Origin of the sequence: Streptomyces ureilyticus (assembly GCF_011045025.1) — a bacterium.
Lineage (GTDB): Bacteria > Actinomycetota > Actinomycetes > Streptomycetales > Streptomycetaceae > Streptomyces > Streptomyces ureilyticus.
This window is the reverse complement of record NZ_JAAKZX010000098.1, coordinates 14,374-33,702: the sequence shown is the minus strand read 5'-3', so window position 1 is coordinate 33,702 and position 19,329 is coordinate 14,374. Positions and strand designations below refer to the sequence as shown.

Here is a 19,329-nt window from a genome sequence, read left to right as displayed (position 1 = left end):
CACGCGCAGGACGTAGTAGTCCAGCGAGGTCGTTCCCCGTACGTTCGCCGCGATACCGCTCCACTCCGCACCGGAAGGCGAGCTGCTGACGATCCTGATCTGAGCACTCACGGTGTACGAGCTACCGAGCTGAACCGGACGGTAGGTGGCGACAGCGTTCGTCGGGGTGGCAGCGGAGAGAGCTTCACCGGATGCGATCGACCACGCTCCCCGGTCGGAGACCCAGTTCGCCCCGAGGGAGCCGTTGGCGCGTTCGAAGTCATCGGTCCTGGTCACTTGGTCGACGGCCGACGCCGGAAAGGGCGCGGAAAGCGTGATCAGCATGCACGCCAGGGCGGCGGCACTGGCGATCAGCGTGGCCCGCAGCCGTGGCAGGAACCTTCGATGTCTTTGTGTCATGGGCATGATCGTTCCTTCTGTGTCGGTAGTACCTGACGTGAGACAGGGCTGCGGACGCATGGGCGAAGCCCGCCGCGGGTGACCGCCATGCCGCCGAGCGCCCGTTCGGCGGGTGATCGGCTCCGACAAGGCCTTCTCTTGGCAGTTCGCAGGACAGCACACGATGTCATGACTGGCCTTACAAACAGCATGTGCCGGCGGGGGTAACATCGGATGTATTATCGGGACACCAATCGGTGGTCCGTCTAGGGCCTCGACAGAAATCGCCAGGTGAGCCCCGAGAGTGCAGCTGGCAGACGCGTCCGACCCTCAGGGCTAACTGCCCCGAACATAGGATGTATTCAGCCGATAGGTCGGGTTGCGCTCTCGCTTCGCCGCCGTGCGCGTGCGGTCCCCGGGCAAGGCCGTCGACCGTCCGTCGCGGCCTGGGACTTGACCTTCCAGGGCCACTCTTGGCCGTGCCGGCACCACCCGTCCCCCTCGTGACCGCCGCCCCACACCTTCCTCACCGCTGAGTGATTGGCCGGGGACATGGTCCGGGCGGCCAATGAGGACATGGCCTCGCCACCGATGAGCCGAGAGGCCGTCGAGCGCATGGCGGGCGGCGCCGTGCCCCGACCGCGGCCGTGCCAACCGTGTTCGTGTGGCCGACCTTGCGCCATGTCGCGGCTCGTGCCGCCTGTTCGGCGAAGAACCGCGCAGGTTGGCAGGCGAGAAGGCAGGCCGGTTCCGATACCGCTATCGCTGCATGCCGATGACATAGTGAATCGCGGATGCGGAGCCGTCCGCGACATGGGGGGCGGTAGGCTGCCTCGGTCCACGGTCGGCCACCTGACACCCAAAACACCACCACGGAATCCGTGCAGCCGGACGCTTAGCCACGGCGATGCCCGCACGGCTGACCAGCGTGACGGCCTCAGCTGCATCGCGGCAGCAGCTGCTCCCCATCAGCCCAGGACGGGCCCCGGGTCGCCTCACGCGCCCGCATTCGTGACGGCGGGGGTACTGCGGCCCGCCAGAACTCCGGCCCGGCAGACGGCCGCTCAGCGCCACGGAGCCCCCTCCCCTCCGGCCTGGTTGTTGACGTAGTAGGTGCTGTTGGCCGCGGCCGCGCTGTCGGCACCGGCGAACAGCCCCGCAACCAGGGCGGCGGCCGCTCCGACGGCTGGGAGCTGGCGTGGTCTCAGGAAATCGCGCATGGGGTGGTTCCTTCGAGCTCGTCATTGAGGGACGGAACAGGTGAGATACGGACGACCGTCCCGGTCTGCACCGGCAGTCGGATCGGCCCGGGCGGATGGTGGATCGCTTGCGCTTTTTCGGTGCTGTCCGCGGCCGGGTGGACGGTGCTCGGTCCGGACCACGGCGGCACGACCGTCAGTTCACGTTCGTGCCCTCCGGTCAGCTCGAGCCGGTCTGCCTCGCCGGGGCGCCGGGTGAAGGAAGCCCGGTGACCCCCGCGAGTTCGCAGTTCGGTGAAGCTGACCGGGAGATCAAGGGGCCAGTTCGGCAGGATGCGGATCACGCCGTCGTGGCTCTGCAGCAGGCACTCGGAGATCACGGCGCCGACCGCGAAGTTCTCGGTCCACACCCCCATGCGCGCCATGAAGTCGAAGGGTGTCGCGTCGTCGTACCGGCCGCCGGCGCGCTGGACCCGTGCTGTCGCCGTGCCGTTGGGGATCGTGCAGTACCGGACGTGGCGCAGCCACCGCTCGAGGTCGAGCTGACCGAGCCGTGCCTCCTGCATGGCGACGAACACGAGGTCGTTGCCTCCCTCGGTGCGCTGGCGGCGGACCGTACGGCGGGCGATGTCGACCTGGTCGGCCGGTGACGAGAGCGAGACGGCTTCGCACGGGAAGACCGCCATCGCCGCGGCCGGGACGTTGTAGACGACGTCCGGGTCCTCGCCTGCGACGCTCACCCACACGGTGCCCTCGTCGGTCTCTGTCGTCGGCAGCGGGACGAGCTGGGACACCGCGGCGCGGGCGCGTTCCACGAGGTCTTCGGGCAGAGCGTCCCGTCCGGCGGTACGCAGCGCCTCGTCCGCGTCCACCAGTGCCTGGAAGGCGAAGGTGAAGAACACGATGTCGACGTGTCCGTCGACGTTGAGGCGCAGCCCGTCGGACAGGCCGTACACCTCCGGGACGACCGTGGGGTAGACGTGCAACCGTCCGTCGTCGCGGGCCAGGCGCTCGGTGCCGGCGTCGAGATAGTCGAGCAGGAACTGGGCGACGTCGACCAGGAAGGGTGCGATGCGGTCCGCCAGCAGGTCGACGTCACCGGTGTAGAGGTAGTGCCACCACAGGGTCTGCACCGCCCAGGCCGGGATGAACGCCTCCCACGCCCACTTCGGGCACAGGTAGGGCGCGAGCGTGGTCTCCAGCGGCCAGCCGATCAGTGAGAAGGCCGCACCGGGCATGCCGTAGTACTGCTCTGCGGTACGCCGGGCCTGTGGCAGCAGCGAGTCCAGCAGATCCAGGTAGGGGTGGTGGAGGTCCTCGTGGCCGGTGACGAACAGGCCCCAGTACAGCTGTTGCACGTTGTAGTTGAAGTGGTAGTCGCCGTGGAAGCCGGAGCCGATGTTCCGGTAGGTCCACGGGCCGAACAGGCCGGGCGCGACACCGCCGTCCCGCAGCGCACAGCGCGTCCAGTACAGGTTGCGGTACCACAGCGCCTCGAGTTCGTGGCCACCGACGTCGATCGCCGAGCGGGCCCAGAAGTCGCGCCATGAGGCCGTCGTCGCCGACCTGGCCGTGTCCTGGTCACCCATCTCGACGGCGACCGGGGCGGCCGACAGCGCCGACAGTTCGTCTTGGGTCAGATCGATCCGCAGGTTGAGTTCGCGGGTCGGTGCGACATGCGTGGCGAGGGGGTCGAGAGCGACGCGTCGCCCCTTGAAACCGGCGACGGTTCCGGCCGTGAGTTCGGTGTCGGAGGTGAGCCCGAGCCGGAATGCCGGAGTGTCGGGCAGAGCCTCGCCGGTGACGGGCAGGCCCTGCACGAAGGCGAGGTGATGGGACGACTGCTCGTGGGTGAGGTGTTCGTTCGGCGTGAACGCCGACTTCGGGCGCGTGTAGGCGTTGCCCGCTTCGATGGGGTCGGCGGGCCCGTCCGCGCCGTCGTAACCGAGCGGGTCGGGGAGTACGCGCAGGCCCCGTACCGGCAGCGTCGCGGTACCGTGCGCCGACCAGCGCACCCACGCGGTGTCGGAATCCGCCGCGACGAAGATCTCGACCGTGGACGGAGCGCCGTCGATGGTGAGCTGCACGCTGCAGATCCCGGTGGCGATGTCGACGTGATAGCCGAGGACCTCGCAGCGCCGGGTGTCGAGGCTGAGCAGGACCGAGCCGCACGGAAACGGCTTGGGGTACGGAGCCCCGTAGCCCTCCTCGGTGTCGGCGAGGTACCGGGCGAACTCCTCGTCCTCGTCCGGGCGTCCGTGCCGGGCTGCCTCCTCGGCGGCGGTGAGCACGTCCGTGAACGTCCCCAGCCGGTCCGGGTCGACCACCTGGGCCCGCTTGTCCCAGACAGCGTTGTGACCCAGGTGGATCACGATGGCGTCCGGCCGCGGCACGACGACCGCCCCGAACTCCCCGTTGCCCAGCAGAGCGCCCTCGAAGAAGTCGCCGGCGGCCGGCGTGCGGACGATGGGGTGGCGGCGGCTCACATCGAGGCCGTCGACCGCTTGTGACAGTGGCGCGTACAGGGGGTTGGTGGTCATTTGAACACTCCGCCGAGCGCGATGCCCTTGGTGACGTTCTTGTGGAAGACGAGGTACAGCAGGATGATCGGGATGGACGCCAGCGAGAGCCCGGCGAACAGCGCCCCCTGGTCGGTCGTGTACTGGCCCTGGAACGAGAGCAGACCGACCGGCACGGTCTGCGACTCACCGGACTGCAGCAGCACCACGCCGAGTTGTGTCTCGCCCCAGACGAACACGAGCGTGAGCATCGCCACCGCCGTCACCGCGCCCTTGGCGAGCGGGAGGACGATGCGGACGTACGTGCGCCAGGCCCCTGTGCCGTCGAGTGCGGCTGCCTCTAGCAGCTCGACCGGGAAGTCGACGAAGAACGAGTGCATGATCAGCACGGTGGTCGGCAGGGCCAGGGCGCCGTACGCGATGCCGATGACCACCGGCATGTTGAGCAGGCCGAACGCGTTGAACGCCTGGTAGTAGGGAACGATCATCAGCACGATCGGCAGGACGGTCGACGACACGAACAGCCGGGTGAACCAGATGCGGCTGCGGTCGGACAGGTGCGTCGCGAAGTACGCCGCCGTCACTCCGGCCCCGAGGTTGAAGACGAGCGCGGTGACGGCCGCGATCAGACTGTTGCTGAAGTAGCTGGTCAGTCCGGCCGTCCCGGCCGAACCCTGCCAGGCCCGCGCGTAGTTGCCGGGCAGGATCTTTCCGGTGATACCGAGGCCGTTCAGGTAGATGTCCGCGTTGGACCTGACGCTGAGCAGCAGGATCAGCACGAACGGCACGACGGCGAGCAGCGTCCAGAGCACGAGGGCGGCCCGTGCGGTGCCTCGACCGAGCAGATTACGCATCACGCCTCCTTCGAGCGGCTGGCCCGTACGCCGACGAGGCCGACCGCGATGAGTACGACTGCCGAGAGCACGGCCAGTGCCGACGCCGGGCCGAACTGCCCCTTCAGCAGCGCCTCCCGGTAGATCCGCACCGGCAGGATCGAGGTCGCCGTGCCCGGACCGCCCTGCGTCATCGCCCACACGGTCGTGAATCCGTTGAACGCCCACATGAACTCGAGCAGGGCCGTCATGACGAACACCGGCCGGATCATCGGGAGAGTCATGCTGAAGAACTGTCGTGCCGTCGAGGCGCCGTCGATGCGCGCGGCCTCATAGATGGAGACGGGGACCTGTTCCATCGCCCCGAGCAGCAGCAGGAACGCGAAGCCGACGCCCGCCCACACGGTCACGAACACCACCGGCCAGACGGCCGTGGAGGCGTCACCCAGCCACGCGTGCGCGTTGCCGAGTCCGATGTGGCCGAGGACCTGGTTGACGCCGCCCGAGTGCGGCTGGAAACTCGCCGTCCAGAAGATCGACACGGCGGCCGCGGGCGCGACACCGGGCAGGAACCAGATGACCCGGTAGAAGCGCCCGCCCTTCACGCCGTGGCTGACCGCCGCGGCGAGAAGGCTGCTGATGACGATCGTCGCCACCGCCGACGCGGCGGCGTACACGAGAGTGACGCCCAGCGACTGGTAGGTGTCCGAACTCTTGAGAACAGTGCGGTAGTTGTCCAGCCCCACGGAGTGCATGGGACCGAAGCCGACCCAGTCCGTGGTACTGATGCGTACCGTCTGGACGATCGCGCCGAGGACGAAGACGGCGAGCAGGACAAGCGCGGGCACCAGTGCCAGGCGGGTCACCAACGGTGAGGTGGTGGCCCTCGACCGGCGACCCGACCCCCTCCCGCCCGCGCCGGGACGCCTCGCGGATCGCGATCGCGCCCGGCTGGGCACGACGCCCGTGGACTTCGCGGCGTCGCCGGCGGCGGCCCCCGGGTCCGACGCCGTGATCACGGAATGCGTGCTCATACACCTCTCCTCGAACTGGGATACGGCTCGTTCACGGTCGGCTCAGCTCGCGGACTTGCGGAAGCTCAGCAGTTCGTCCTGCTGCTGCTGTGCCAGCGCGGACGGCGAAAGGCTGCCGGAGTACATCGCCTGGATCTTCGGGTCGATGAAGGTCTGCGCAAGCGCGTTCGGCACCACCGACGTCCAGCCGGCCGCACTGCCGTTCTTGGCGATGTCAGCCAGGATGCTGCGGGAATTCGCGTCCAACTTCGTGAAGGCCGAGGCGGGCAGGTCCTTAACCCCGGGGAGCAGATTGGCGGTGCCGACCACGCCCTCCGACTGCGCCTTCTCGGACATGACGAACTCGAGGAACTTCTTCGCCCACGCCTTGTGCTGCGCCCTCACCGGGATGCCCAGGGCGTCGCCGTAGTAGCCGGTCTGCGTGGTCTTCGTCCCGGCGTTGACCGGCGGCAGGAGCAGCCAGTCGGGCTTCACCGAGGTCTTCGCGGGCACGAAGTCGGCCGCCGTGAAGTTGCCGCCGAGGAACATTCCCGCCTTGCCCGCGAGGAACGGCGTCTCGGCGTCCTGGTACTTCTGACCGAGGAACCCGTCCTGGTAGACGCCCGACTTGCGGTAGTTCTCAAGCGTCGAGAGCACCTTGGTGAAGGCCGGGTCGGTGTACTTCGCGGTGACGGCGGTCTTGCTGTTGTAGGACGCCAGGTAGTTCTCGAGCTGCGCCGGCGACGCCGAGGTCGGCAGCAGGGCGTCGACCATCCAGCTGGCCTGATAGCCGGAGGCGCCGCCGAGCTGCAGCGGTGCGTACCCGGCCGACTTCAGCTTCTTGGCCGCGGCGATGAGGTCTTCCGGCGTCGCGAACCGGTGATCGGTCGGCACGGTCACGCCGGCTTTGGCGAAGGCTGCCGGGTTGTACCAGACGACGTTGTAGATGGCCTGGGAGAAGGCGACGACGTACGGCTTGCCGCCGACCTTCAGCGACCCGGAGACGCCGCTGCCGTAGCGCTTGGCGAGGTCACCGGAACTCCACACGTCACTGAGATCGGTCAGCCCGCCACGGCTGGTCAGAGCGGTGTAGGGCGACGAGCCGACCGGGACGAAGCCGACGTCGGGCGCGTTGGCCGAGCCCAGCACAGTGAGGTTCGAGCCGGCCTTCTGCTCCTGGCTGATCGTCTGCAGTTTGACCGTCACGTTCGGGTGCGCCTTGTGGAAGGCCTTGGCGAAGTAGCCGAACAAGGTCTCCTGCCCGGTCTGCTGCTGAACGGTCAGAGTGACCGGCGCCGAGCCCGTGGTGTCGCTCCCCTCACTCCCCGACGACGAACACGCCACGGCAGAGGAGGTGAGAACGGCGACCGCGGACAGCGCCGTCAGGGCGCGAGGCAGCGGGTTTCGGCGTGCTTCATTGAAACGTCTCATGGTCGGGAAACCCCTCGATAGGGCGCGATTCGAATTCGCGAAGCCGGGTAAAACATCGGATCTACTCAGTCCATGCGCCTAAGACGTGAAACGTTACAACCGCGTTCCAGCAACGAGCAATGGCCGAAACAAGGTTGTTTTCTCCACCGTCAGGCCGAAAGCTTCCCCCAGCGATACGACCAGACATCCGATGCCTTGCCGGGGGCGACCTCAGGCGCGCAACCGTCTCACCACCGAGGGTCTTCCTCGGCTGCCTTTGGAGCGTGGCGTGACGTTACGAGCGCATTGCCACACTTGGCAAGAGCCTCATCCGATGTATGCGCAGGATCGTGACCGACGGCACGAACGCCGAGATAGATCACCAGGATAAAACGCCCATCTGATCACTTTCAGGACCCGTCCTCGACCATAGACATCGGAGGACTGATTGCGCCAACGGGCCGGCGGTCGTACTGTCAGGCACCGCCGCAGAAAAATCATCCGAAGTATCGAGGGACGGGCCCGTCGAAGGTCGGCGCGCTCCCCGCCCGTGACCTTCCCGGCCCCGTCCACACATCTGGGCGAGGGCGTCCGAAGCACGGGCCCAGGTCACTGTTTCTCGCCGACGGGGTCAATCGGCGTGGCCGGCACACGGCCGCACAGGAGGCTCCCCACGTGTGCTTCCGCCGGTGGCCTCAGGTACCCGGCTCAGCCGGACCCATCTGTCAGCGGGGTCGGTCCCGGCGATGCGGTGGCGGCTGCCGGCCCTGGCACTGTCCGTCAGTCTCACCGATCACGAAAGGCTCAGCGTGTCCTCAACAAGCGTCTCCCGGATCACCGGTCTCGACACGTACGACATACGGTTCCCCACGTCCCGGGAGCTGGACGGGTCGGATGCGATGAACACCGACCCCGACTACTCGGCCGCCTATCTCGTACTGCGGACGGACAGCGAAGACGGCCTGGAGGGCCACGGCTTCGCCTTCACCATCGGTCGTGGCAACGACGTGCAGGTCGCGGCGCTCGACGCCTTGCGAGCCCACGTCGTGGGCCGGTCCGTAGAGGATCTCTGCGACGACCCAGGCAGCCTCGCGCGCGACCTCACCGGCGACAGTCAACTGCGCTGGCTCGGTCCCGAAAAAGGTGTGATGCACATGGCCATCGGCGCCGTCATCAACGCCGTATGGGACCTGGCCGCCAAGCGGGCCGACAAGCCCCTGTGGAAGTTCCTCGCCGACGCCGACCCCGAATGGCTCGCCGACCAGATCGACTACCGGTACATCACCGACGCACTCACCCGCCAGGAAGCAGTAACGATCCTGCAACGCGGCCGGGAAGGACGTACCGCACGGGAAAGCGACCTCCTCGCCCACGGCTATCCCGCCTACACCACCTCGCCCGGCTGGCTCGGCTACACCGACGAGAAGCTGACCCGCCTGGCACAGCGCGCGGTGGCCGACGGCTTCCGGCAGATCAAGCTCAAGGTCGGAGCCGATCTCGACGACGACATCCGGCGCTTCCGGGCTGCCCGTGCCGCAGTCGGCCCGGACATCCGCATCGCCATGGACGCCAACCAGCGCTGGAACGTCGACGAAGCCATCACCTGGACCACCGCGCTGGCCGAGTTCGACCCCTACTGGATCGAAGAGCCCACCAGCCCCGACGACGTCCTCGGCCACGCCACCATCCGCAAGGCCGTCGCGCCCGTCCAGGTCGCCACCGGCGAACACGTCCAAAACCGCATCGTCTTCAAGCAGCTGCTCCAGGCCGAAGCCATCGACGTGCTGCAACTGGACGCCGCCCGCGTCGGCGGCGTCAACGAAAACCTCGCCATCCTCCTGCTTGCCGCCAAGTTCGGCATACCCGTCTGTCCCCACGCCGGCGGCGTCGGCCTGTGCGAACTCGTCCAGCACCTGTCGATGTTCGACTACCTCGCCGTGTCCACCACCGTCCAGGACCGGGTCATCGAATACGTCGACCACCTCCACCAGCACTTCACCGATCCCGTACGCATCGAAGGCGGCCGCTACCTCCCGCCCACGGCCCCCGGATACTCCGCACAGATGCATCCAGGCTCCATCACCCGCTACACCTACCCACACGGCCAGTTCTGGGCCGATGACCTGGCGGCACGCACCACCGACGGCCAGGAGCTCGCCGTATGACCCGCATGGACGGTCTGCGGGCGGTGGTGACCGGCGGCGCCTCAGGTATCGGCCGCGCGACGGCCGACCTGCTGGCGGCTCAGGGAGCACGGGTGGCCGTACTGGACCGGGACACCACCGGCGTGGATGAGCCACTCGTCGCGCTGCGGGCCGACATCACCGACGACGCCCAGGTGCGCGCCGCCATGGCCGAGGCGTCGGCACGACTGGGCGGAATTGACATCCTGGTCAACAACGCCGGAGTGGGCGCCGCGGGCACAGTGGAGGACAATCCCGACGAGCAGTGGCACCGCGTTCTCGACGTCAACGTACTCGGCGTCGTCCGCACCAGCCGGGCCGCCCTGCCGAGCCTTCGCGCCTCCGACAACGCTGCGATCGTCAACACCTGCTCCATCGCCGCCACCGCCGGCCTGCCGCAGCGTGCCCTGTACTCGGCCAGCAAGGGCGCGGTCCTCGCCCTGACCCTGGCCATGGCCGCCGACCACGTCCGCGAAGGGATCCGCGTCAACTGCGTCAATCCCGGCACCGCCGACACCCCATGGGTGAGCGCGCTGCTGGCGGCATCCGACGACCCGACGGCGGAACGGGCGGCGCTCAACGCCCGACAGCCCATGGGGCGCCTGGTGACCGCCGAAGAGGTGGCCGCGGCCATCGTGTATCTGGCGAGCCCCGCCGCCGCATCGGTCACCGGTACCGCTCTCGCCGTCGACGGCGGCATGGCGGGGCTGCGGCTGCGCCCCGCGGAGAAGTGAGGAGCCACATGCGCAGCACACGCCTCGGACGCAGTGGCGTCGCCGTCACCGAACTGGCCTTCGGGGCTGCCGCCCTCGGCAACCTCCACACGCCCGTCGACGACGAGAGCGCCGCCGCCACAGTGGATGCCGCCTGGGAAGCCGGCATCCGCTACTTCGACACCGCCCCGCACTACGGACTCGGTCTGTCCGAAATCCGACTGGGCCGGGCCCTCACAGGCCGGCCTCGCGGCTCGTTCACCGTGTCCACCAAGGTGGGCCGCCTACTGGATCCCGTCGACCACCCCACCGGTGACGACTGCGCGCAAGGGTTCGCCGTTCCGGCCACGCACCGCCGGATCTGGGACTTCAGCGCCGACGGAATACTGCGCAGTATCGACGCCAGTCTTCGCCGCCTCGGCCTTGACGCGCTCGATGTCGTGTACCTGCACGACCCCGACGACCACCTCGAGCAGGCTCTCAGCGAGGGATACCCCGCGTTGGAGCGACTGCGCAGCGAGGGCGTGATAAGCGCCATCGGCGCGGGAATGAACCAGAGCGCCGCGCTGACCCGGTTCGTGACGGAGACCGATGTCGACGCCGTACTGCTGGCCGGCCGCTACACCCTGCTCAATCACGAGGCCATCGGCCATCTGCTGCCCGCCGCCGCCGCACGCGGCACAAGCGTGGTCATCGGCGGGGTCTTCAACTCCGGCCTGCTGGCCGCACCGCGCCCGGGTGCGACCTACGACTACGCACCCGCGTCGGCCTCACTCGTCCAACGCGCTGTGGACCTGCAGGCAGCCACCGAGCGCCACGGGGTCGCACTGCGCGCCGCCGCGCTGCAGTTCCCCTTCGGTCATCCGGCGGTGACGAGCGTGCTGGTCGGCGCCCGTTCCGCCGACGAAGTACGTGACGCGGCCGCCCTCCTGTCCCAGCCACTTCCGGCAGCCCTGTGGAACGACTTGCTCGCCGCCGGCCACCTGCCCACTGGAGTGCCCACGCCGAAGAGAATCTGACCGTGCCTATCGCCCGATTCATCAGTTGGTCACCTGTTGCAACGACACCGTTGTCCCCGTCCCCGTCCCAGGGCCATTGCGTGCAGTCGATCTGTCCAGGTTGATCAGCTGATGCCGAGGGCTCTCAGGGGTCGCTGTGGATGGCGGGCGGTATGACGGCAGGCGGCGGCGATGTTGGTCCGGCCGTCCTGGCGGAACACGCTGATCGCGAGGTTGCGCAGGGCACGGGCACCATCCAGGAGATGATCAGTCGACGCGGGCAGGCCCCTTGCCGAAGCCCATCCGGGGTTCCGCGGATTGAAGTTCACCCCGCACGACTTCCGAAGGATCTTCGCCACCGAACTCGTAAACAGCGGCCTGCCGATCCACATCGGAGCGGCCCTGTTGGGTCACCTCAACATCCAGACCACCCGCGGTTACGTCGCGGTCTTCGACGAGGACGTCGTTCGGCACTACCAGGAGCATCTGCACCACCGCCGCCAGATTCGGCCCGAGAGCGAGTATCGCGACACGACGGTCCAGGAATGGGGGGAGTTCGAGGAGCACTTCGACCGTCGCAAGGTCGAACTCGGCTCCTGCGGACGCCCTTACGGCACCCCTTGTCGGCACGAGCACGCCCCGCATCCGATGCCCGATGCTCCACATCAACCCGAAGATGCTCGGCCGGCTCGAAGAACTCGAATCCGACCTTCTTGGCCGCCTCCGGCGGGCTGAGGATGAGAACTGGCTCGGCGAGGCCGAAGGCATCAACCTCACGCTCACTTTCCTACGCGGGAAACGCGAGGAGACCCAACGACGGGCACGGAGGCCAACCGTCGAACTAGGGATGCCGGCCCGCCGCCTGCCTGGGTCCGAATGAATCGTCCCCTGCGCAGGCGACAGGCAGCCGTGAGCACGCAGGCGCCTTGGGCTGGCGAGGGCGACCGGTCCCTTGGTGGTGGTGCACGCGTGCTTACCGGATTCCAGGGCCCAGCGCACGTGAGAGACGGCGATCGCAGAGACCTCACCAGGTCCGTCGTCGTCAGGTCGTAGGGCGTGACGGGTACCACGGCGGAGTCCACCAGGCCGAGGACTTTCCACAGCCCCAGGCGGAGTCGGTCATCGGGGGCGGGCCCGGTGGCGCACCGCCCGCAAACAACATCGACGGTGAGGAACTCCGGGCAGCCGGGCGCCTCGCACAGATCGGTCTCGGCAACGGTGCTCGCAACGCCGTTCTCCGGGCTGCTGCGGCGCAGCAGGGCGCGCGGCCGGCGAAGGCCTCCTCGACGTCGAAGGGCTTGACCACGTAGTCACCCCCGCCCGCTGGGCCGCCGACGACGAGGTCTACGGCAACGACCCGGCACTGCGCGCCGCGCTCGCCCGCCGCCAGCTCGACTACGTGCTGGCCGTCGCGAAGACCCACACGGCGACACGAAGGCCGGCAAACGCCGCGCGATCCACCTCGCCGTCACCCGGGATCCAGGCGTCCTCGTCGATCGTGGCGATCGCGGCGTGGATTGTCGGGTTGAGCCACACGGTGAGCGAGAAGTGGTCGCCGGCGCGGCGGCAGGCGGCCACGACCTCGGCGGCGTAGAACGCGACGTCCGCGCGGAACAGGACCATCCCGGCCACGACAGCCAGCGCCTTCACCCCGGCGCTGCCGGGCACCGTCAGCAGCTGAGCGAGGACCTGGTGCGTCGCCGATTTGAGCAACCTCGGCACGTTACTTGTGCTGGTCAGGCTGCGTCGGCGGATGCTATTGGCCTGTGTGCGGTGAGTGGAGGAGCCATTCGGCGACGGTGAGGGCTGCGCGTAGCTTGTCGGTCGGGGCGTCCCCGGAGTGGCCGCACAGGGTGAACGCCTGCTGTACACGGTAGGTCACCGTGTTGCGTGAGATCTGCTCCATGGTAGCCACCTTTGCCAGGCTGTGGTTGGTGTCGAGGTAGCGACGCAGCGTGCTGCGCAGTTCGGCCATGCGCGGGTCGTCGGCACTGAGGGGGCCGAGGTGACGGTCGGCGAACTGGTGCGCGGCTTCCCGGTCCTCCAGCAGAAGGACGTCCAGGTCGACGTCCTGATGGGCCAGGGAGGCGCGCTGCCGATCAGATCCGCGGCGGAGCAGTCGCTCCACCGCGCGTGCCTCGCGGTGACTGCGCCGAAACCCCTCGACCCCCGACCCGACCTGTCCGACGACGACCTTGACGTCGTCGAACTCGGGCAGCACCACACCTGGCGTGAGATGCGCCTTCGTCTCGAAGGCACCCCACGCCCACAACGTGTTGGATCCCACCGGTACTACCAGCGACGCCTCTGGTGTGCCCCAGCAGCGCAGCACCGGGTCGATGGCTTCGCGAAGACCGTGTGCGGTGCCCTCGCCCGGTGACATGCGCCAGGCGATGACTGCCAGATGTGTTCCGGTCAACGGGTAGTCGAGAAGTCGTTCGGCCGCGGTGTGATCGACCGGAGTTCCCTCGACCACCTTCCTGACCAGCTCGAGTTGTGCTGCGGACCTGCTGGCGCTCCAAGCGCTCTGCTCGTCGAGAAACACCGCCGACATGGCGGCGATGAACTCATCGATCAGTGGGAACAGTTGCAAGGTCACTCGCCGCAGCTCGCCGTCGTCGTGGTGCGGGGGTGACGCGGCGGAGATGGCGTCGAAGAACGCTGTCGTGAGCACCGCGTGGCCGAAGCGAATCGAGCGGGTGAACTCATGCAGCTTCAGACCGCGGCGTGCCATGTCTCGCGTGGCCTCCTCGGCCTCGGCGCTCACCACCGAAGCTTCTGGCTCCGCGCAGCCGGAGACGATTGCCAGTACGCGCAAGGTGGTCGACATCGTCGCCCGGCGAAGGGCATCTACGATCGACCCGCTTCCGCCGAGGAGGGGCAGTTCCTGCCCCGCCTTCTCGATGACACGCTCGCCGACCTCGGCTGCCCACAGCACCGCGCCCGGGCCCCATGCCTTCCGGATTCGCTCGGCATCGGGTCCGAGCCATTCCAGGTCATGCCCTTCGGAGCGTGTGGCCGACAGCTTCCCGAGCCACTGCATGGGCGTCTCTCTTCCTCCCTCCGCCTGGGGAATCCGGCGGCACCGCAGTCCAGCATTGCACCTTTGGTGCGGGAGCCAGTCATCGCCTGGATGCCTGTGCTTCCAGCCAGTACTGACCAACGTAACACCGTGGTTAATTGCTGGTGGCAACGGCCCCCTTTGCCCTTCACGACGGCCAGGCCGAGCCCCTTCATGCGGATCGGATGGCCGGCGTGTCAGGGCGTCGGGAAATGACCGCGACTGGCGTACCTGGGACACCAGCGACGAACGAGACGAGGTGTTCATGTGAGCACAGAGAACAGCGAGCGGGTCGACGACGCCACGACCGGCTCTGCCAGTGAAGAGCTGATCTACCAGAGTGGCCTCGGCAACGAGCTCGAGACCGAGGCGATTCCGGGGACGCTGACGGTGGGCCAGAACAGCCCACAGAGGGTGCCTCACGGGCTGGTCAGCGAGCTGATCTCCGGCACCACGTTCACCGCGCCCCGCGCGCACAACCGTCGCTCCTATGTCTTCCGCATCCGTCCGTCGGTCGTCCACGGCCGGTTCGAGCAGATCGACGGCGGCAACCTGCGCACGCCACCGTTCGACGCGCCGCCATCGCCCAACAACTACTGCTGGGGGCCGTTCACGAGCACGGTCTCCGACGATGACTTCATCAGTGGTATGGCCACGCTGTGCGGCAACGGTTCACCGCACTCGCAGTCGGGCATGGCCGTGCACGTCTACGCGGCGACGAGATCGATGCACGACCGGGTGTTCGCCGACACCGACGGTGAGATGCTGATCATCCCGCAGACAGGTCGGATCCGGATCTTCACCGAGATGGGAAAGCTCGATCTGCGGCTCGGCGAGGTCGCGGTCATCCCCAAGGGCTTGAAGTTCCGGGTCGACCTCCTCGACGACTCCGCGACCGGCCTGGTCTGTGAGAACTTCGGACTGCCGCTGCGGCTTCCCGAGCTCGGGTTGATCGGTACGAACGGACTGGCCAACGTCGCCGACTTTGAGATCCCGGTGGCGGCGTTCGAGGATCAAGAACGTCCCGTGCAACTCGTCCACAAGTTCGCCGGGAACCTCTGGGCAGCCTCGTTGGAACACTCACCGCTCGACGTGGTCGGATGGCGGGGCAGCCTCTACCCCTTCAAGTACGACCTGGACCGCTTCGTACCGATGGGGCCACTGTCGGTCGACCATCCCGATCCCTCGATCTTCACGTTCCTGACATCGCCTTCCGACCCGATTCTCGGCCCCAACATGGACGTGATGGCCTTGACGCCGCGATGGCTGGTGGCGGAAAGGAGCTTCCGGCCCCCCGGTTACCACCGTAACTGCGTCGGGGAGTTCAGCATCTTCCTCGCGGGGGAGTTCGGGAAGGCCATGGAGCCCGGCAGCACGACGCTGACCAACAACTGGACGCCGCACGGTCCTGGCACTCGGACGCTGGAGATGGCACGCGCGATGGAGTTGTCTCCGCAGAAGGTGGAGGACCAGAAGATCCTGCTGCTGGAATCCCGGTTCCCGATGCAGCTGACGCAGTTCGCCGACGTCATGCCGCAGGTCTCCAACTACGCCGCCCAGTGGGAGGGCTTCACCAAGCGGCTCGGGACGCAGGAAGGAATCCAGATCCGGTGACCGGCCCAGAACACACCGACATCGCTACCGAGTTTGTGACCATCAGTCACACCGAGGTCAGCGACGTGAAGGAGATCTACGGATACTCCGAGCCCCATCGAGTCGTCCTCGACGGTGTCCGATTCGTCCCGCAGGGGAGACCGTCGGCGACGCTGGTGATCTTCATGCATCCCACGGGCACGGTCAGGCGCCTGCCCGTGCCCCGGGCCATGGCAGCGGCGGGCATGCACGTCTTGTGCGCAGAGAGCCGCTACACCCGCAACGACACCGCGCTGGTGATGGAGAAGGTGCTGGCCGACTACGGCGCCTTCGTACGCCACGCCCGCGAGGTGTGGCGCTATCGGACGGTGGTGCTGGCCGGCTGGTCCGGGGGCGGCTCGTTGACCGCGCTCTATCAGTCGCAGGCCGAAAAGCCCTCGATCGTCGACACGCCTGCCGGTGATCCGGTGGACCTGAGCGACCTGATGCCCGGTGACGGATTCATCTTCCACGCGGCGCATCTGGGACGCGCCGAGATGCTCCGGGACTTCATCGATCCTTCGGTCCTGGACGAGGCGAACCCGGACATCCGGGAGGTCGAACTCGACCTCTACGATCCGCGCAACCCCAACAAACCGCCGTACTCGCCGGACTACGTGGAGCACTTCCGCTCCCAGCAGGCAGCACGCATCCGCCGTCGCACCACCTACGTCAAGGAACTGCTGGAGCATCTGCGCCGCGCAGGCGGCAGCGAGACCGAGCGCGTGATCCTGACCCACCGCACCCTGGCCGACCCACGGTTTCTCGACGCCACCATCGATCCGAACGATCGAGAGATCGGGATGTCCTTCATGGGGGTTCCCGAGCTGGCCAACACCAGTCCTGCTGGGATCGCGCGCAGCTCGACGCTGCGCGGCTGGCTGTCGCAGTGGTCGGCGGAGGATAGCCGCGCCCGCGCGGACATCGCGGCCCGGAACATCCGGGTCCCGGTGCTTGCCATCGAGAACACCGCCGACAACGCCGTGCCACAGCCGCACACTCAGCGGTTCTTCGACGCCTGCGCCAGCGCAGACAAGACCATGCATGTGGTCAAGGGAGCCAATCACTACTACGCCGGCCAGGACGACATCCTGCGAGACATGGTCCGCCTGATCGCCGGTTGGCTCCAGGAACGGGACCTGTTGGAGTGCTGAGCAGTCTCGCCCAGACCAGCCTCCACTCCTCCTCCCTTCGGCACGAAGCGAAGCCGTCCCGCCATCGTGCCGCGACGTCGACGACCCAGCCCCGAAACCCAGAGAGAGACGAGAAGACCGCATGGAACTCAAGACCGGCACGGATAGCGAACTCAAGACTGAGCTCATCCAACGGGCAGAATCACTGACCGAGCTCGTGGCAAGCGAGGCAGCGGACACCGAGCGGTGCGGTTTCATGTCGCCGAGCATCCTCGAGGCCTTCTGCGAGGCCGGCTTCATGAAGATCCTTGTGCCCCGGCGCTACGGAGGCTATGAGCTCGACGTCGACACCATGGCTCGGGTGGTGCGCACCATCGCAGCAAGCTGCACCTCGACCGCATGGGTGCTCGCCTTCTATATCGGGCACAACTGGCTGCATGCGCTCTTCCCGGAACGGTCACAGGAGGAGGTGTTCGCAGAGCGGTCCTACGCGTTGACCCCCGGCACCTTCGCCCCCTCCTTCACCCTGACGCCGACGCGGGGCGGCTACCTGGCCAGTGGCCGCAGTTCGTGGAACTCCGGAAGCGCGGGTGCGGACTGGTTCATGAACGGTGGCCTGGTCCAGGTGGACGGTGAGGCGCCGAGCCTGCGTTTCTTCCTGGCGCCCAGGGCCGAGGTGACGCTCATCGAGAACTGGGAGGTCGCGGGGCTGCGGGGCACCTCGAGCAACGACGTGGCGATGGAGGATGTGTTCATCCCCGAACACCACACGGTCGAGGCCGTCGACGTCCTGAACGGCACCACGCCGGGTGCGGCGCTGCACGGCAATTCCCTCTACGCCCTTCCGGTGATGCCGTTCATCGTGGGCGAGATCCTTCCCGTGGCGGTGGGGACCTACCAGGCCGCCGCCACGGAGTTCAAACGCGTGACCAAGAGCCGCTTTCTCAGCGACACCGGCGCTCGCGCTGACAGCAAGCAGAGCACCCGCATCACTCTCGGGAAAGCCGAGGCCGGCGCGGCGCTCGCCGACTCGATGTTGGACAGCTACCTCAAGGCGCTGGGCGGGACCGAGATGGAGGTGCTCCGCGACCCGGCGACCCGTGGGCGACTGAAGGCTCAGGGAGCGATGATCACCGACTTCTGCGCCGCCGGCATCAACCAGCTGGTCGCCGCGGCCGGGGCCAACGCCTACCGCAACAGCTCTCCCCTGCAGCGCCACTTCCGAGACATCAACATGATGCGGACCCACGCCACGCTGGACGTGGAACGAGCATCGGAAACCTACGGAGAGGTCCTGCTCGGCCTACCGCCGCAGGCTCCGATCTAGCAGCTGTTCACCCCGACCACCACGCTGGAGGAACACATGACCGTACAGGAACGACAGGTCGTCTTCGACCTGCTCCGATCGATCCCCGCCCCGGGTTCGATGTCGATCCCCGAGCTGCGCGCGATGTTCGACCAGGCCGGTGCCACGACCAAGCTTCCGGAGGACGTGGTCCTCGAGGAGGTGACGATCGGCGCTCTGCGGGCCGAATGGTCCTCCACGCCTCACGCCGATCCCACCAGTACTCTGCTCTACCTCCATGGTGGCGGCTACACCTTCGGATCGGTTGCCTCCCACCGCGGCCTGGTGACCAACCTCGGATCTCTTGCCGGCGTCCGGACGCTGGCGCTCGACTATCGGCTCGCCCCCGAGCACAAGTTCCCCAGCCCGGTCGAAGACGCTGTCGCCGGATACCGCCACCTGCTCGACCAAGGCTTTGCACCGCAACGGATCGCGGTCGGCGGCGACTCCGCCGGCGGCGGGCTGGCCATCGCGCTCATGATCGCTCTGCGCGACGCAGGCCTTCCGGTGCCCGGCGCAGCACTCTGCATCGCCCCCTGGGTCGACATGATGCTGGAGGGCGACTCGATGCTGACCAAAGCGGAGCTGGATCCCCTCGTGAGCCGCCATGAGCTGACGCGGATGATGGGCGAGTACATCGCCGAGAAAGACCGGACCGATCCGAGGGCGTCGCCCCTCCTGGGCGACCTCGCCGGACTGCCGCCGGTGATGATCCAGGTCAGCTCGCACGAGGTCCTGCTCGACGACGCTCACCGCATCGCCGGTCGCCTGGCTGCCGCCGACGTTGCCGTACGGCTCCAGGTCTGGCCGCGGATGCCGCATGTGTGGCACCTCTACGCCGACATGCTCAGTGAGGGCCGGGCCGCGCTCGCGCAGGCCGCCGGCTTCCTGCGCGAGCGGATCCGGTGAGCG

Annotated in this window: 16 protein-coding genes and 1 pseudogene; 9 read left to right on the top strand and 8 right to left on the bottom strand. The window is 67.7% G+C overall.

Features of this window, described 5'->3' with window-relative positions; translation table 11 throughout:
* The 6 genes and pseudogenes from G6048_RS27200 to G6048_RS27175 form a co-directional block, all read right to left on the bottom strand.
* A pseudogene (locus G6048_RS27200) lies at positions 1 to 405 on the bottom strand (hypothetical protein); the annotation flags it as partial.
* A 1,037-nt stretch (positions 406 to 1,442) separates the two neighbouring features.
* Positions 1,443 to 1,598: a hypothetical protein gene (locus tag G6048_RS27195; protein ID WP_005476711.1), complete on the bottom strand. Its 156-nt coding sequence runs from the start codon at positions 1,596 to 1,598 to the stop codon at positions 1,443 to 1,445.
* The gene (locus G6048_RS27190; RefSeq protein ID WP_165342218.1) at positions 1,583 to 4,117 is read right to left on the bottom strand and encodes a glycosyl hydrolase family 95 catalytic domain-containing protein; all 2,535 of its coding nucleotides are present in this window, start codon (positions 4,115 to 4,117) and stop codon (positions 1,583 to 1,585) included. Before G6048_RS27190 ends, G6048_RS27195 begins: the two co-directional genes overlap by 16 nt.
* On the bottom strand, positions 4,114 to 4,950 hold the full coding sequence (locus G6048_RS27185; protein ID WP_206342187.1) for a carbohydrate ABC transporter permease: 837 nt from the start codon (positions 4,948 to 4,950) through the stop codon (positions 4,114 to 4,116). The genes G6048_RS27190 and G6048_RS27185 overlap by 4 nt, the downstream gene beginning before the upstream one ends.
* Entirely contained in the window at positions 4,950 to 5,963 is a 1,014-nt protein-coding gene (locus tag G6048_RS27180; protein ID WP_231884873.1) for a carbohydrate ABC transporter permease, read from the bottom strand. The genes G6048_RS27185 and G6048_RS27180 overlap by 1 nt, the downstream gene beginning before the upstream one ends.
* A 42-nt stretch (positions 5,964 to 6,005) precedes the next feature.
* The gene (locus G6048_RS27175) at positions 6,006 to 7,373 is read right to left on the bottom strand and encodes an ABC transporter substrate-binding protein (RefSeq protein WP_046703378.1); all 1,368 of its coding nucleotides are present in this window, start codon (positions 7,371 to 7,373) and stop codon (positions 6,006 to 6,008) included.
* Positions 7,374 to 8,161: 788 nt separating this feature from the next.
* Here G6048_RS27175 and G6048_RS27170 point away from each other — a divergent pair.
* From G6048_RS27170 to G6048_RS49955, 5 genes are all read left to right on the top strand, one after another.
* Complete coding sequence (locus tag G6048_RS27170; RefSeq protein WP_328636912.1) at positions 8,162 to 9,517, top strand: L-fuconate dehydratase; 1,356 nt, start codon at positions 8,162 to 8,164, stop codon at positions 9,515 to 9,517.
* Positions 9,514 to 10,269 carry an SDR family NAD(P)-dependent oxidoreductase gene (locus G6048_RS27165; protein WP_165342216.1) on the top strand — a complete coding sequence of 252 codons (756 nt, stop codon included), beginning with the start codon at positions 9,514 to 9,516 and terminating at the stop codon, positions 10,267 to 10,269. Before G6048_RS27170 ends, G6048_RS27165 begins: the two co-directional genes overlap by 4 nt.
* Before the next feature lie 8 nt (positions 10,270 to 10,277).
* On the top strand, positions 10,278 to 11,267 hold the full coding sequence (locus G6048_RS27160; protein WP_165342215.1) for an aldo/keto reductase: 990 nt from the start codon (positions 10,278 to 10,280) through the stop codon (positions 11,265 to 11,267).
* 297 nt (positions 11,268 to 11,564) lie between these two features.
* Positions 11,565 to 11,981 (top strand): tyrosine-type recombinase/integrase, encoded by a 417-nt coding sequence (locus G6048_RS49960; protein WP_235990360.1) that lies wholly within the window; start codon positions 11,565 to 11,567, stop codon positions 11,979 to 11,981.
* Positions 11,902 to 12,126, top strand: a complete 225-nt coding sequence (locus G6048_RS49955) for a recombinase (protein ID WP_235990358.1) — start codon at positions 11,902 to 11,904, stop codon at positions 12,124 to 12,126. Before G6048_RS49960 ends, G6048_RS49955 begins: the two co-directional genes overlap by 80 nt.
* 515 nt (positions 12,127 to 12,641) lie before the next feature.
* Here G6048_RS49955 and G6048_RS27150 read toward each other — a convergent pair.
* Together G6048_RS27150 and G6048_RS27145 are read right to left on the bottom strand one after the other, a co-directional pair.
* On the bottom strand, positions 12,642 to 12,959 hold the full coding sequence (locus tag G6048_RS27150; protein ID WP_165342214.1) for a hypothetical protein: 318 nt from the start codon (positions 12,957 to 12,959) through the stop codon (positions 12,642 to 12,644).
* 43 nt (positions 12,960 to 13,002) lie between these two features.
* Positions 13,003 to 14,289 (bottom strand): PucR family transcriptional regulator, encoded by a 1,287-nt coding sequence (locus G6048_RS27145; RefSeq protein ID WP_165342213.1) that lies wholly within the window; start codon positions 14,287 to 14,289, stop codon positions 13,003 to 13,005.
* Between the two features lie 285 nt (positions 14,290 to 14,574).
* Here G6048_RS27145 and G6048_RS27140 point away from each other — a divergent pair, with 285 nt between their 5' ends.
* From G6048_RS27140 to G6048_RS27125, 4 genes are all read left to right on the top strand, one after another.
* Positions 14,575 to 15,921, top strand: coding sequence for a homogentisate 1,2-dioxygenase (locus tag G6048_RS27140; protein WP_165342212.1), 1,347 nt, complete (start codon positions 14,575 to 14,577; stop codon positions 15,919 to 15,921).
* A complete protein-coding gene (locus G6048_RS27135) occupies positions 15,918 to 17,093 on the top strand; it encodes an alpha/beta hydrolase family protein (RefSeq protein WP_165342211.1) in 1,176 nt (391 codons plus the stop codon). Before G6048_RS27140 ends, G6048_RS27135 begins: the two co-directional genes overlap by 4 nt.
* A gap of 121 nt (positions 17,094 to 17,214) precedes the next feature.
* On the top strand, positions 17,215 to 18,399 hold the full coding sequence (locus tag G6048_RS27130; protein ID WP_165342210.1) for an acyl-CoA dehydrogenase family protein: 1,185 nt from the start codon (positions 17,215 to 17,217) through the stop codon (positions 18,397 to 18,399).
* A gap of 36 nt (positions 18,400 to 18,435) precedes the next feature.
* Positions 18,436 to 19,326 (top strand): alpha/beta hydrolase, encoded by an 891-nt coding sequence (locus G6048_RS27125; protein WP_165342209.1) that lies wholly within the window; start codon positions 18,436 to 18,438, stop codon positions 19,324 to 19,326.
* Positions 19,327 to 19,329 lie beyond the last annotated feature (3 nt).